At 67.0% G+C, this 12,791-nt stretch carries 13 protein-coding genes; 4 read left to right on the top strand and 9 right to left on the bottom strand.

Features of this window, described 5'->3' with window-relative positions; translation table 11 throughout:
- Nucleotide 1 precedes the first annotated feature (1 nt).
- Nucleotides 2-1,825, bottom strand: coding sequence for a sugar-binding domain-containing protein (locus G3I17_RS25675; protein ID WP_164600149.1), 1,824 nt, complete (start codon nt 1,823-1,825; stop codon nt 2-4).
- 194 nt (nt 1,826-2,019) lie between these two features.
- On the opposite strand from G3I17_RS25675, the gene G3I17_RS25680 reads away from it, so the two are divergent.
- The gene (locus tag G3I17_RS25680) at nt 2,020-2,808 is read left to right on the top strand and encodes an epoxide hydrolase N-terminal domain-containing protein (RefSeq protein ID WP_164600150.1); all 789 of its coding nucleotides are present in this window, start codon (nt 2,020-2,022) and stop codon (nt 2,806-2,808) included.
- Here G3I17_RS25680 and G3I17_RS25685 read toward each other — a convergent pair.
- Nucleotides 2,794-3,663 carry an amidohydrolase family protein gene (locus G3I17_RS25685; RefSeq protein WP_164600151.1) on the bottom strand — a complete coding sequence of 290 codons (870 nt, stop codon included), beginning with the start codon at nt 3,661-3,663 and terminating at the stop codon, nt 2,794-2,796. The two genes, G3I17_RS25680 and G3I17_RS25685, sit on opposite strands and share 15 nt — an antisense overlap.
- 60 nt (nt 3,664-3,723) lie before the next feature.
- Here G3I17_RS25685 and G3I17_RS25690 point away from each other — a divergent pair, with 60 nt between their 5' ends.
- From G3I17_RS25690 to G3I17_RS25700, 3 genes are read left to right on the top strand one after another with little or no spacing between them, the layout of a single operon-like run.
- Nucleotides 3,724-4,131: an ArsR family transcriptional regulator gene (locus tag G3I17_RS25690; RefSeq protein ID WP_343238412.1), complete on the top strand. Its 408-nt coding sequence runs from the start codon at nt 3,724-3,726 to the stop codon at nt 4,129-4,131.
- A 3-nt stretch (nt 4,132-4,134) separates the two neighbouring features.
- A complete protein-coding gene (locus G3I17_RS25695) occupies nt 4,135-5,217 on the top strand; it encodes a serine hydrolase domain-containing protein (RefSeq protein WP_164600152.1) in 1,083 nt (360 codons plus the stop codon).
- Nucleotides 5,214-5,546, top strand: a complete 333-nt coding sequence (locus G3I17_RS25700; protein WP_164600153.1) for a hypothetical protein — start codon at nt 5,214-5,216, stop codon at nt 5,544-5,546. The genes G3I17_RS25695 and G3I17_RS25700 overlap by 4 nt, the downstream gene beginning before the upstream one ends.
- Here G3I17_RS25700 and G3I17_RS25705 read toward each other — a convergent pair.
- The 7 genes from G3I17_RS25705 to G3I17_RS25735 form a co-directional block, all read right to left on the bottom strand.
- Nucleotides 5,512-7,239, bottom strand: coding sequence for a transglycosylase domain-containing protein (locus G3I17_RS25705; protein WP_164600154.1), 1,728 nt, complete (start codon nt 7,237-7,239; stop codon nt 5,512-5,514). The two genes, G3I17_RS25700 and G3I17_RS25705, sit on opposite strands and share 35 nt — an antisense overlap.
- A gap of 114 nt (nt 7,240-7,353) precedes the next feature.
- Nucleotides 7,354-8,589, bottom strand: coding sequence for a hypothetical protein (locus G3I17_RS25710; RefSeq protein ID WP_164600155.1), 1,236 nt, complete (start codon nt 8,587-8,589; stop codon nt 7,354-7,356).
- Nucleotides 8,590-8,602: 13 nt separating this feature from the next.
- Nucleotides 8,603-9,349 (bottom strand): alpha/beta hydrolase-fold protein, encoded by a 747-nt coding sequence (locus G3I17_RS25715; RefSeq protein ID WP_164600156.1) that lies wholly within the window; start codon nt 9,347-9,349, stop codon nt 8,603-8,605.
- A gap of 47 nt (nt 9,350-9,396) precedes the next feature.
- Nucleotides 9,397-10,524: an MFS transporter gene (locus G3I17_RS25720; RefSeq protein ID WP_164600157.1), complete on the bottom strand. Its 1,128-nt coding sequence runs from the start codon at nt 10,522-10,524 to the stop codon at nt 9,397-9,399.
- 105 nt (nt 10,525-10,629) lie between these two features.
- Nucleotides 10,630-11,049, bottom strand: a complete 420-nt coding sequence (locus tag G3I17_RS25725) for a peptidase inhibitor family I36 protein (RefSeq protein ID WP_164600158.1) — start codon at nt 11,047-11,049, stop codon at nt 10,630-10,632.
- A 90-nt stretch (nt 11,050-11,139) separates the two neighbouring features.
- Nucleotides 11,140-11,619 carry a hypothetical protein gene (locus G3I17_RS25730; RefSeq protein ID WP_164600159.1) on the bottom strand — a complete coding sequence of 160 codons (480 nt, stop codon included), beginning with the start codon at nt 11,617-11,619 and terminating at the stop codon, nt 11,140-11,142.
- 33 nt (nt 11,620-11,652) lie between these two features.
- Entirely contained in the window at nt 11,653-12,750 is a 1,098-nt protein-coding gene (locus G3I17_RS25735; RefSeq protein WP_164600160.1) for an alpha-lytic protease prodomain-containing protein, read from the bottom strand.
- Nucleotides 12,751-12,791: the final 41 nt, after the last annotated feature.

Consider the following 12,791-nt stretch of genomic DNA (forward strand, 5'->3'; position numbering starts at 1 on the left):
CCTACTTCTCGTACGCCGCGGCGCGGGTCTGGAGGTCCTTGATCCGGGGGACGTCGAGTTTGGTGCTGCGGTCGAAGCGGTAGATGCCGTTCTCTTCCTGGAAGACGTCGGTCAGCTGCGTGTAGCAGTAGCCGAACATCAACGGGTTGTCGAGCAGCACGTCGACCAGGCCGGCGAAGCGGTCGTAGAAGTCCGCCTCGTCCTTCACCCGCTGGCCGTAGCCCCACGACTGGGTGTTGTCGTTGCCGGAGGCCTGGGCGGCCTCGGGGTTCCACCAGATCCCGCCGAACTCGCTGCAGAAGTACGGCTGCCCGTTGTAGTCCTGCGAGATCGGGCGCTCGTCCGGCCCGCCCTTGTTCCCGTACGGCGAACCGTCGGCGAGGCCGGCCATCTGCTTCCCGAACTCGATCGGGTCCTGCTCGTAGTTGTGCGAGTCCCAGATGTCCGTCTCCGGCACGCGGTGGGAGTAGCCCGAGGAATCGAGGACCGGCCGGGTCGCGTCAGCCGCCTTGGTGGCCAGGAACATCGCCCGGGTCACGTCGTCGAGCTGGGTGATGCGGTCGTGCAGCAGCTGGTGCGTCTCGTTCAGCGGGCACCAGCCGACGATCGAAGGGTGGTTGTAGTCGCGCTCGACGGCCTCCAGCCACTGCGTCACGAACGATGCGGTCGGCTGCTGGTTGTCGTCCCCGGTACCGGCGACACCTGCACCCCAGTCGCCGAACTCGCCCCAAACCAGGTAGCCCAGGCGGTCCGCGTGGTAGAGGAAGCGCTCCTCGAACACCTTCTGGTGCAGCCGCGCGCCGTTGAATCCGGCGGCCAGGCCCAGCTCGATGTCGGCCACCAGTGCGGCTTCGGACGGCGCCGTCATCAGGCTCTCGGGCCAGTAGCCCTGGTCGAGCACGAGTCGCTGGAACACGTGCTTGCCGTTGATCAGCACCGCCTGGCCGTTGATCGACACGGATCGAAGTCCGGCGTAGCTGTCGGCCGCGTCGACGATGTTGCCGTCGGCATCGATCAGCTCCAGCCGGACGCCGTACAGGTGGGGATCGACGGTGTCCCAGAGGCGCACGCGATCAGCCGGTAGTGCGAGGACGAGCCGCGGAGCCAGATCGAGATCCGCCCGGACCTCGGCGGCGACGACCTCGCCGGCATCGTCGGACAGGACGGCGCGAACCTTCCAGCCCGGCTTGTTGGCCGAGAGAGGCACGGACACGTGGAAGCAGGAGCCGGCAACGTCGGGAGTGATCCGCGGCCGGTTCAGGTGCACCGACGGGACCGCCTCCAGCCACACGGTCTGCCAGATCCCGGTGGTCCGGGTGTAGTGGCAATCGGCGTTGAAGTACGGCTGGGACTGCTTGCCACGCGCCTGTACGCCGTACCGGGTGTCGCGCGCGCGGACCACGATCGTGGCCTCGTCGCCCGGCGCGGCGACGCCGGCGAGTGGGGCGCTGAACGGGGTGAAGCCGCCGCGGTGCCGGACCACCTCGACGCCGTTCACCCAGACGGTGGCGTCGTGGTCGACGGCCTGGAAGTGCAGGACGGCGTCGTTGCCGGCCCAGCCGGCCGGGATCGTCACGGTCGTCCGGTACCAGACCGCCTCGAGGAAGTCGACGTTCTCGATCCCGGACAGCTCGGACTCCGGCGCGAACGGCACGGTGATCCGCTGCAGCAGTTCACGGTCGCGGACGCCACGCTCCAGGCCCGAGTCGGACCGGTCGATCTCGAACTGCCACTCGCCGTTGAGGTTGAGCCAGTCCGGGCGGGTGAACTGCGGCCGGGGGTGCTCGGGGCGGGGCTGCTCTGGGTGCTGCTGAGGGGTGGGCATCGAGGGCTCCCGGAAGCTGGAGGGGCGGTCGCAACGACAGTACAACGTTGGAATGAGCGTCGGCAATGGATCGGCCGGGGTCACCAACAGTTGCAGGAACGTGCAAATGTCGGATCGAGCCGAACTAATTGGATGCCGCAAGCATCATGCTGATCGGAGATGAGGCCTAGCTGGGGAGATGACGAGGTTGATGGGTGACCACTGAGCGCACCGCGGAGATTCGGCGGCTACGGCTGCGGGTGCCGCAGGCCGATCTCGAATCCCTGTACCAGCGGTTGCGGGGCTTCCGGGCCAGCGGCGACTACATCGCGGCCGGACTCGACCGGATCGTGCCCGCTGCCTATGCCGACGACCTGCTCGACTACTGGGTCAACGGCTACGACTGGCGCGCTCATGAGAGCAGGCTCAACACCTACGACCACTTCACGACCGAGATCGCCGGGCAGTTCGTGCACTTCCTGCACCTGCGCGCGGCCTGCCCGAACGCCCAGCCGGTCCTGCTGACGCACGCCTGGCCGAGTGGCGTGATGGACGTGCTCGACACGGCGATCCCGTACGAGGCGCAGGGCGGCCATCACCTGGTCATCCCGTCGATCGCCTGGACTGCCCTGGTGGGCTCGCTCGACGAAGCCTCACCGAGTCAGCGGACGGCCGCCGGGTGGGACGAGCTGATGTGCCGGCTCGGGTACCACGACTACCGGGTGGGAGACGACCGCAACGGCCTGGCCGCGACACCGGCGTACACCGAGGTCACCGAGACCCAGGCGAAGCTGCGGGGGCTGGACGCGGTGGAGCTCGCCGAGGTCCGCTGGTTCAACGAGAACATCACCGCCTTCAACCAGCGCCAGCAGATCTCGTCCCTGATCCTGAGCGCCGCCCTACTCGCCTGGAACGCCCAGTTGGTCGACCTCCTGGTCGACCAGGACGACATCCTCACCAGCCTGACACTGGCCTGGTTCGCGGCCCAGCTACCGACCGAGTAGGCGGGTGCCGTTCTCCCAGCAGACGGCTCTCAGCCAGGCGTCGCCTAGGTCCAGGCGCTCCAACGCTTCCAGCTGCACCGCGTACTGGTACGGGATGTTGGGGAAGTCTGAGCCCAGGACGACGCGGTCCTGCAGGGCGGCGTACCGGGGGAGCAGGTCTCGCGGGAACGGCGCGAGGGCCTCGGTGAACGGGGTGCAGGCCATGGTGGTGTCGAGATGGACGTTGGGGTACGTCTCGGCCAGCTGTAGGTGCTCGGCGTACTCCGGCATGCCCAGGTGGGCGATGACGGCGGTGAGGCGCGGGTGCTTGCGGAGCACGTCGCCCATCGGGCCCGGGCCGGTGTGGCGGCCGGGGATCGGTCCTGAGCCGCAGTGCACGACAACTGGTACGCCGGCCTCGGCCAACTGGCCCCAGGCCGCGTCCAGCTCGTCGTCACGCGGGTCGTAGTCGCCGACCTGTACGTGCACCTTGAAGATCCGGGTACCGAGCTCCAGAGCTTCCTTCACGTACTGCGCCGCGCCGGGCTCGGGATAGAACGTGCCGCTCGAGACGCAGCCGGGCGTACTCGCCGCGAACTCCCTCGCCCAGGCGTTGAGCGACGCGGCCATGTCGGGCTTGTGCGGGTAGACCAGCGCGGGGAACCGGCGTACGCCGAGGTCTTGCAGCGTCTTCAGCCGCTCGGCCACCGAGGTCCGGTAGGTGACCGGCCAGGGCGTGCCGTAGTGCTTCTCCGCCTGGTCGAAGTAGCCCCAGACGGCATCCATCACGCGATCCGGCAGGAAGTGCACATGCACGTCCACCAGCCCGTCGAGCCCGAGCCGCTGCCACCACCCAGGCACCTCGTCATCACGCACCTCGCCACCCTACGTCTGGCGGTACTTGCAATAGCTACGTAACTACGTACTATCCACAATGTGGAGAAGGCTGTGGATAACCGGCTCGCAGAGCTGGAGAGGCGCATCGCCGCGCTCGAATCCGCCGCGTTGTCCACAGGCCCGGAGGGCACCGAGGCCGTACTGGCCGAGGCGGAGCGCGCCGGGCCGCAACTGGCAGAGCGGGACGGCTGGGCCTCGCTGGCCGGAGTACTGGCCGCATTGGGGAATCCGGTGCGGCTGACGTTGTTGCAGGAGATCGTCCGGGGGCGGGCCACCGTCAGCGCGTTGAGCGAGGTCGACGGGCTGGGGACGAGCGGGCAGATCTATCACCACCTACGGCAACTGACGGCTGAGGGGTGGCTCCACAGTCCGAGTCGCGGTACCTTCGCCGTCCCACCACCCCGAGTGGTCGCCCTTCTGGCAATCCTGGAAGCCCTGCAGAGGTAAGCCGTGAAAGTTTCATTTAGAGCGGGGTCATTAAGTGCGGGGATCGCTGTACTGGTCGCACTCGCCGTCGTGGCCGGAGGCTGGCTGCTCAGGCCGCGGTCGCTCGAGCTGGTGGCAGCCCAGACGGGTGACGCCAAGCTCCAGGCCTACATCGACCAGCACTACAACAGCCCCGGGCACCGCCTCGAGGTAGTTGTCATCGGCGACAACTCGCTGACGTTCGCCGGCCGGGGTGCCAACGAGCACAGCCCTTTCGAGATCGGTTCGGTCAGCAAGGGCTTCACCGGCCTGCTGCTCGCCGACTCGGTACGCCGCGGTGAGGTGAAACTCGACGATCAGGTCGGGACCCTCCTTCCGCTGGGCGACGCCGAGGTCGCCACCGCGACCCTGGAAGATCTCGCGACCCACTACTCCGGCCTCCCGAGAACCTCGACGAAGCCCCTGGACGTCGCGCGCGGACTCCTGGTCAATCTCGACGGGAGCAACCCCTACCCGTACACCGTCGATGAGCTGATCGGCCAGGCGAAAGCCGACGCGGGCGGCCGCGGCAAACCGGCGTACTCGAATGTCGGCGCTGCCCTGCTCGGCCAGGCCCTCGCACGCAAAGCCGGCAAGAGCTACCCAGATCTGCTCCGGGAACGGATCCTCCAGCCACTCGACCTGCAGGAGACCAGCGTGCCCGCCACCGCCAAGGAAGCGGCTCCGGACGGCTACAGCTCAGGCGGCCGCAAGGAGGACCCGTGGATCCAGGATGGCTACGCTCCGGCCGGTGGGATCGTCTCCAGCGCAGGCGACCTCTCGCTGCTCGTGCAGTCGTTGCTGCGGGGCAACGGTGTCGAAGCGCTCGCGCCTCGGAGAGCCTTCGAGAGCGGTGACAGCGAAGAAGGCGATCAGATCGGCATGTTCTGGCTCACCAGCTCACTGACCGGCACCGACCGCAAGATGGTCTGGCATGACGGTGGTACCGGCGGTTATCGCTCCTTCGTCGGCCTGGACCTGGAGAAGAAGCGGGCGGTGGTCGTCCTGTCCGACGTGGCCATCAGCGTCGACGACTTCGCCACCGAGCTCCTGGCGGAGCAACGATGAAATACCTCGCTTTCGCCCTCGCGATCGGCTACCCGCTGATCGCGCTCTGGCAGATCCATGCCCGGAAGCTCCGCGACCGCCTCGACCTGCTGGTCGTGCTCGCGGCCGGCATCATCTTCCTGCTCCTCGCCCGGACGATCACCGACTGGCAATCCCTGCCACCCTGGCTCTGGCTGATCGCCCTCGCCCTGATGGCCGCCGCCACCGCGTACTCCGGCTGGGCCTGGCCGCAGCTCACCTGGCTGAGGTCCGAGCGGCCGAAGCGCCGCGCGACCTCAGCGGGCATCCAGCTCGTCATCGCTGCGGCACTTCTCGCGCTGCTAGTTTGACCGGCTGTTGCGCGTACGCCGACCAGGTGGCGATCGGCCAGCCGTCGCTGGTGAAGGTCTTGCCGAGGTCTGACTCACCCAACTTGCCTGCTCGGTAGAGGACTGCGGTCGACAGCTCGGGTGTGTAACCGATCCACCAACTGGCCACCGTGTCCTGGGCGCCCTTGTATTTCTTGCAACCACACTTCTTGTTGAACCGACGCTTCTCGATGCTCAATCCGGTCGCGCTCGCACCCTTGCCGCCGAGCAGAACGGCGTCGATATCACGCGCTGCCTCCGGCCTCAGTGCTTGCACGGGACGCAGGTCCGGCTGCTTGCCGGCGGACCAGAGCACCTTGCCGTGCGAGTCCCTGACCTCCTTGATCACGTGTGGCCGCGCTCGCCGGCCGTCGGCGGCAAAGGTGCCATAGGCAACGGCTAGGTCGAGCGGTGAGGCCAGCGGATCCGGCCCGAGCCCGGGTGCTGCCCGATCGGCCTTGGGAATGCGTGGGATCCCGGCCGATTCCGCCGCCGTCGAGATGAGCTCGCCTCGGCGGGCGTCGACCAGATCGAAGTACTGGCGGTCGAGGTCCTTGCCCGTGGATCCACCGGCCAGCGCGAAAGGCCGGAGCAGCGTGGACGGCGGTGCCTTGGTGGTGGCCCAGTTCTGCTGGTTCTTCAGGAAGTCGCGACCGCCGACCAGCGCGACCACCTCGCCCGTGCCCGGCCGCACCGATGCCAGCGCGATCTGCGGCTCAGGGACGCCGGGGGGAGTCCCCGCCGCGACGGCCGCGACCGCGTGCTGCTGAAGGGTGCGGTCGAAGGTGGTAATCACCCGCAATCCACCCCCGCTGAGTCGATCCCCTTCGAACCCGTACTGCGCCAGTTCGCGGCGCGCGAGATCGAGCAGGTACCCAGTCGGACCGGAGTACCGGTTGCCTTTGGGACGTTTCGTCAATGCTGGAAGGGACTTCCGGTACTTCGCTTCCTCGCCGGCTCTGATCGTCCCCATCTCCGCCATGCCGTGCAGCACGTAGCGCAACCGGGCCAGCGTGCGGCCGGCGGCGGCCGGGTTGTCGGAGTCGAACCAGGTCGGGTTGTTGAGCACGGTCGCCAGGTACGCCGCCTGCGGTGCGGTCAGGTCCTTCGGATGGTCGACGCCGAAGTACACCTGGCCGGCGGCCCGGATACCGTAGGCGCCCTCGCCGAAGTAGATGGTGTTCAGGTAGTTCTCCAGGATCGTTTTCTTGTCCTGCGTGCGGCTCACCTTGGTGGCGATGAACAGCTCGTCGAGCTTGCGCGACATCGTGCGTTCCTGGGTCAGGTACATGATTTTCACGTACTGCTGGGTGATCGTCGAGCCGCCCTGCAACTGCTTGCCGCGGGCAATCGCCAGGGCGGCTCGCGCCATCCCGGGCAGGGAGATGCCGGGGTTGGTCCAGAAACTGCGGTCCTCGGCGGCGATCACCGCGTCCTGGACCAGCTTCGGTATCTCGCTCAGCGGCACCGACTTGCGGTTCTGCTCGTAGAACGAGCCGAGCTGGGTCGTGCCGTCGGCGTAGGTGACGATCGTCGTGTTCGCCCGGAACTCCTCGTTCACCTGCGGGATGTCGGTCCGCTGGTAGCCGATGAAGAACGCGGCCACAACCGTGATGACCAGCACGAAGAACAGGGCCAGGGCCCAGCCGAACAACCGGAACACCACACGGCGCACGTCGAACCTCCCGGGGGCGGAATCTCTCTACCCGGAATGACGCCGTGCTCCCTGTGGCCGTGTCTGTTCGCCGGCCGATCTCGTCCCGAAGGACGAGGGTGTCGTCCTTTCGGCCTATTTCGCCTGGTCGGCCACCCACAGGCCGGTCAGGCCGCGGAAGTGGGCGAGGAACTCCTCCTGTTCGTGGGCCGGGTAGGTCGCCGCGACCGTCTCGCGCAGGATCCGGTCGAAGTCCTCGCTGCGCACCCAGTCGACCAGCTGCTCGTCGAAGTTCGGCAGGTTCTCCGCGCACCACTCGTGGTACTTCTTCGTCTCGAAGTACTCGTCGGCCAGCGCGAGGTACCCCTCGAGCTTGGCGTCGTAGTCGAGCGACTCGTCGTCCGCGATCGCGAAGTACTGCTCGGTGTGCAGGTCGACCTTGGTCTTGCGGCCGGTCGCCAGCGAGTACACCGACCACTTCACCAGCGCGCTGATCGCCCACGGGAAGTAGTAGTGCAGCGAGGTGATCGCGACGTCGGGGCAGGCGTTCGCATAGTCGATCGGGTGCACCGAGTCGCCGGCCACGAGCATCTCGCAGGAGTTGAACTCCCAGCCGAAGAAGGCGTTCACGATCCGGCTGATCGCGACCGTCTGGTGCCCGGCCGACGAGCCGAGGAAGCCGTGCGAGACGGCGTACCGGTTGTGCATCGGCTCGTCGGGGCGGAAGTCCATCACCATCGTCTCGGCGCCGATCGACAGCGCCCGGGCGAACTTCTCGTACTCGACCGTCGCCTGCAGGTGCATCAGCATCTCGCCGGACTCGTCGTAGGCGGTGTGCAGGTCAGCCCGGTTGTTGATCCGCGAGACGCCGCGCCAGCCGCCGCCGTCGAACGGCTTCATGTACATCGGGTAGCCGAGGTCGTCGGCGATCGCGTCCAGGTCGAACGGCTTGTTGTACTTCTCCGAGGTGTAGGCCCAGCGCACGTTGTCGACCGGGTTCTTGAACGGCACCAGCACGGTCCGGGGGATCTTCAGGCCGAGGCGCAGCATCGCGCAGTACGCGCTGTGCTTCTCCATCGCCTGGAAGGTGAACGGCGAGTTGAGCAGGTAGGTGCCGTTCATCAGCGCGGCCTTCTTCAGCCACTCGCGCGGGTGGTAGTACCAGTAGGCGAGCCGGTCGATCACCAGCTCGACCCGGACCGGATCGTTCAGGTCGAACGGCTCGATGCTCAGCCGCTCGGTGCCGAACTCGTGCGTCTGGCCGCCGATGGTGACCGGCCCGACCCGCCGCAACAGTGCCTCGAACGCCTGCGGCCAGTCCTCCTCGGCGCCTAGCAACAACCCGATCAAATGCTGAGAGCGGTCAGGCATAATCCCAGGCTCCTTAGACGAATCGGGGCAGATGGTGGGCGAGCTGCTTGCGCCACCAAGGCCAGTCGTGGGCTACGTCGTGACCCCAGAGATCCAGCTCGTGCGGGATGCCTTTGGCAGCCAGTAAGGCGGCGGTGGCTCGCGCCGAGGGCAGGGAACCGGTGGGGTTTGTCTCCCAGTCGCCCTGACCGACAGTGAGCACCAGGAAGAGCCGCTGGCGCAGCCACTCCAGGTGGTCGCCCTCGAGGTTGGGCAGGTAGTCGACCGGGTTGTTGAAGTACATCGCGTCGCCGCGCTCGCCCCAGGCGTGCCAGCTGGCCGCGTCGTAGTTGCCGGACTGGCAGATGGCGACCGGGAACAGGTCGGCGCGCTTGACCGCGAAGTTGAGCGCATGGAAGGCGCCAAGGCTGCAGCCGGTCGTGATGATGTCGGCGGCACCAGGGGTGTCACTGCCGATCGCTGGTACGACCTGGTCGAGGATCCACGACTCGTAGAGCCCGTGGCGTCGCGCGCGTTCCTCCAGCGGGATGCTGCGGTCGGACCAGCTCACGTGGTCGTAGGAGTCGACGCAGTACAGCTTGACCCGCCCGGCCTCGATCAGGTCGGCGACGGCCCCGACCATCCCGTTGCTCTCGTAGTCCCAGGCTCTGCCCTGCTCACTCGGGAACACCAGCACCGGGCGGCCGTAGTGCCCGTAGCGGATCACTGTGCCGGGCCGGTCCAGCCCCGGAGCCTCCAGCTCGACCTGCTCCTTCTCCATGCAGCCTCACCCCATCCTGTGTCCTGAGTCGCCACCATGCCATGTCTTTACCTCGTTTGCGTGGTCGCAGCGCGTCCTGCCACCGGACCGAGCACGGCGACGACTACAGCCAGTACTGCGACGCCACCCAATGCCGTGGGCAACGACCACGCGCTGGACGCGGCACCGACGGCGGCTGGGCCGAGGAGGAAGCCCAGGTAGGCGATCGTGGTGACAGTGGAGATCGCGCTGGCTCGCCGCTCGGGACCCGCCCACGCACCGGCCATACCGATGATGGTCGGCGCGCAGACCGACGTACCGAGGCCGGCGATCGCTATGCCGACCAGTGCCAGCCAGGGGTTGCCTGCTGCGGCCGCTAGTGCGCTACCCAGAGCAGCGATGATGCCGCCGGCTACTAGGAGTTGAGCTGGCTTGAGTCGGCGCAGTAGGGCGTTGCCGGTAAGACGGCCGGTGGCTGCGGCTGCTGCGAAGACGGCTGGTGCGCTGGAGGCGAGTGCCGGAGCAGCACCGAGCGTGGTGTCGAGGTGGACGGCGCTCCAGCTCTGCCAGGCGTTCTCGACGACGAAGGCGAGGGCGCAGAGGCCGCCGAACACCAGGAGTGCGGGCTCCAGCTTGCGTGGTGCCTTCTTGGTGACCACCGGCTTGATCTTCGTTGAGCCGGGCAGCAGCACCAGTACGACCACGAGAGCGACCAGGACGAACACACCGCCGAGCACCGGCAAGGCGCCGGCCCCGGCGGCGCGGAGGCCCGCAGTACCGAGGCTGGCTATGACTACTGCGATGGAGAACAGTCCGTGGGCCAGGTTCATCAGTGGCTTGCCAGTGTCCGCCTCGGCGGTGGAGCCGGTCGCGTTGATGGCTACGTCGGTCGCGCCTGAGGTAGCGCCCAGCAGGAAGAGCGCCCCGCCCAGTGCGACGGCTGAGCCGGCCAGTGCGGGCAGTACCCCACAGGCGGCGAACAGCAGGACGGCGACGGGCAGCACCACACCGCCGTACCGGTCGATCAAGTAGCCGGTGAAGCGCATGGAGAAGAGCGCGCCGAGCCCGACCATCAACAGGGCGCCACCGAGCTGAGCGTCGCTGACGCCAGTCTCGGCCTTCACCGCAGGCAGAACGGCCCCCCACGCACCCCAGAACAGCCCGAACGCACCGAACCCAGCGAGTGTCTTCAGCATCCGCTTTACCCTAGGCCCAGGCGCCAGGGTCGGTTGGCCGGAGGGTGAAACTCCCTCCGGCCACCCGACCCCGCACCACGACCGCGCGAGACGAACAGGCTTCAGTCAGCAGACAAACATGATCGAAGTGATGTTGTTATTCATTCCGTGGGTCCCCAAATTTCCCAGGTACACGCCAGGCCCGACGGAAGCGAGAAGCTCACCGAAATCAATGTCGTTGAAGAGATAAATCCAGCAATCAGTCCGATTCTTGAGCGACGTGATGTCATCCTGTACCGAATGGTCCGTGATGGCGCCGCTCGCGTTATGCCAGTAGTACTTCCTCAGGTCTGCCTGGCTCGCCGTGATATCCGACCAGAGATCCAGATTCCCGGCGAGGCCGGAATTCCAACTCAAGCCGTCATACAGGCAGACCTTGCCATCAGGGCACTGACTGTTGGCGGTAGCAGCGGCCGGTACGGCAGTGATCGTGAAACCGGCTGTGGTCGCAACTGAAACTACTATCGCTGAAATGGCTTTGCGCATTTGTTCACTCCTGCTGAGGTCGTCAGGCAACGGATGGAACGTGCCCATTGCACAATGGGCACGTTCCACCGCGCCGCGGGGCCGATCCGGTCAGCCGACCCAGTAGAGGTCGTACGGCCGCAGGAACACGTTGCAGAAGCTGGTGGGGCCGGTATAGGCGCGGACCATGACCGCAGTCGGGTTGGTGGGGGTCAAATAGCCGATCATGAACTTGCCGTTGATGTCGCCGTTGTGCCACTTGCCATTCGCGGTGCCGGGAACGTCGTACCCGATCCCTGTGGTCACGTGCCAGCTCCCATCACGCCAAACCACGTACCAGGCCTCGACGCGCTTGAGGCTCGCGCCCGATTCCATCTTGTAGCCCCAAAGCTGGACCTCGGTGTAGACGCCGGGGTTGGCCGAGGTCGGCTTTCCGTACGTGTGGATGTCGGCGGAGAAGGTTTTTCCGCCGGTCTCGCAGGACTTCGCCGCCCGATACCGCACGTTGACCGCGTTGGCCGGGGCGGTGTTCATCACGAGGGTCGTGGCGCAGACGACCGCCGCGACAATCGTTGCCAGGATTCTTCGCATACGTGTACTCCGATTCTTTCGTTGGTGCATCGGTTAGTAGACCTCGACGCCGTACCAGGCCAGCGCCGGGTTGATCGGCTGGTAGTAGGCCTGGCAATTGGAGGTGTTGAAACCGGACATCAGGCCCAGCGCGGCGTTGCCGTGGAACATGGGCCCGCCGCTGTCGCCGTGGTCGCGGCAGACGCTGACGAAGTCCAGATCCTTGACTTTGTCGCCGTTGCTGTAGACGACAGTCCAGTGCTTGACCTGTACGGGGCCGCAGGTGTAGCCGCTGGTGCTGCCGTTGACGCACACCCGCTCCTGGGCGTGCGAGTCACGTGAGTGCGTGATGTCCTGAAGGCCGCCGGGCACCCAGACGTTGCCCGGCTTGGGGACGCTGGCGCTGTAGTGCCGGATGAGGCCGTAGTCGTAGGTGGGGTAGCGGGCTCCGACCTTGTAACCGAAGTAGGTGCTGCCGTGGTCGAGCCAGTCGCCGGTGCCCTGGGTGCAGTGCCCCGCGGTGACGAGGAAGAGGCTGTTCGGGTTGGTCTTGGACCGCACGTTGAAGCCGGCCGTGCAGCGCCGACCGGTCCGCGACCGGATGGTCTCGCCACCGGACATGCCGAGCTCCATCGTGCCGCCGACCCGTTCGACCCGGGCAGCGCGGCCGTGAGGTTCGGTGACGGCCCGCAGGTTCGCCAGCTCGGCTTCTCCGACGGTGCCGCCGACCTGGACCAGCACTTCGTTGTTCACCACGTCCACCCCATAGGCGGTGTTCGGGATCGGGGTGACGTCGTCGAGCCCGCCGGCGATCGCGTCGAGCTGCGTGGTGCTGTAAGTGACCAGCTTGGCCGCAGCGCCGGCGTCCGTCACGACCTTGGCCGCCTCCGCATCGGTAACGGTGACCACCATCCGCCCACTCGTCGGGTCCAGGTAGACCCCGCCGGTGCGGGACCGGCCGAGGCGGCCGGCCAGCGCAGTTGCATCCGGGCCGCTGAGCCCGGCGGCAATGGCAACATCCTTGCTGGCCGGGCTACCGGTGGCGGGCTGTGCTTGCCCGCCGGCCGTGGCGAGCACGGCGCCGGCGACGAGGGTGAAGGCGAGTACGGCTGCGCGCCTCTGCACGGGGAGCCTCGGGTTCTTGAGTCGCATGACCCCAGGTTCAGCTACCGAGTTTGCCATTTGTTTGCCAT

The organism is Streptomyces sp. SID13031, assembly GCF_010548305.1.
Lineage (GTDB): Bacteria > Actinomycetota > Actinomycetes > Propionibacteriales > Kribbellaceae > Kribbella.

What these genes read in the sequence shown, in the direction of transcription:
- G3I17_RS25700 (WP_164600153.1), top strand. Translation starts at nt 5,214, where the DNA reads ATGAAATACCTCGCTTTCGCCCTCGCGATCGGCTACCCGCTGATCGCG.
- G3I17_RS25715 (WP_164600156.1), bottom strand. Translation starts at nt 9,349, where the DNA reads ATGGAGAAGGAGCAGGTCGAGCTGGAGGCTCCGGGGCTGGACCGGCCC.
- G3I17_RS25710 (WP_164600155.1), bottom strand. Translation starts at nt 8,589, where the DNA reads ATGCCTGACCGCTCTCAGCATTTGATCGGGTTGTTGCTAGGCGCCGAG.
- G3I17_RS25735 (WP_164600160.1), bottom strand. Translation starts at nt 12,750, where the DNA reads ATGCGACTCAAGAACCCGAGGCTCCCCGTGCAGAGGCGCGCAGCCGTA.
- G3I17_RS25720 (WP_164600157.1), bottom strand. Translation starts at nt 10,524, where the DNA reads ATGCTGAAGACACTCGCTGGGTTCGGTGCGTTCGGGCTGTTCTGGGGT.
- G3I17_RS25730 (WP_164600159.1), bottom strand. Translation starts at nt 11,619, where the DNA reads ATGCGAAGAATCCTGGCAACGATTGTCGCGGCGGTCGTCTGCGCCACG.
- G3I17_RS25725 (WP_164600158.1), bottom strand. Translation starts at nt 11,049, where the DNA reads ATGCGCAAAGCCATTTCAGCGATAGTAGTTTCAGTTGCGACCACAGCC.
- G3I17_RS25675 (WP_164600149.1), bottom strand. Translation starts at nt 1,825, where the DNA reads ATGCCCACCCCTCAGCAGCACCCAGAGCAGCCCCGCCCCGAGCACCCC.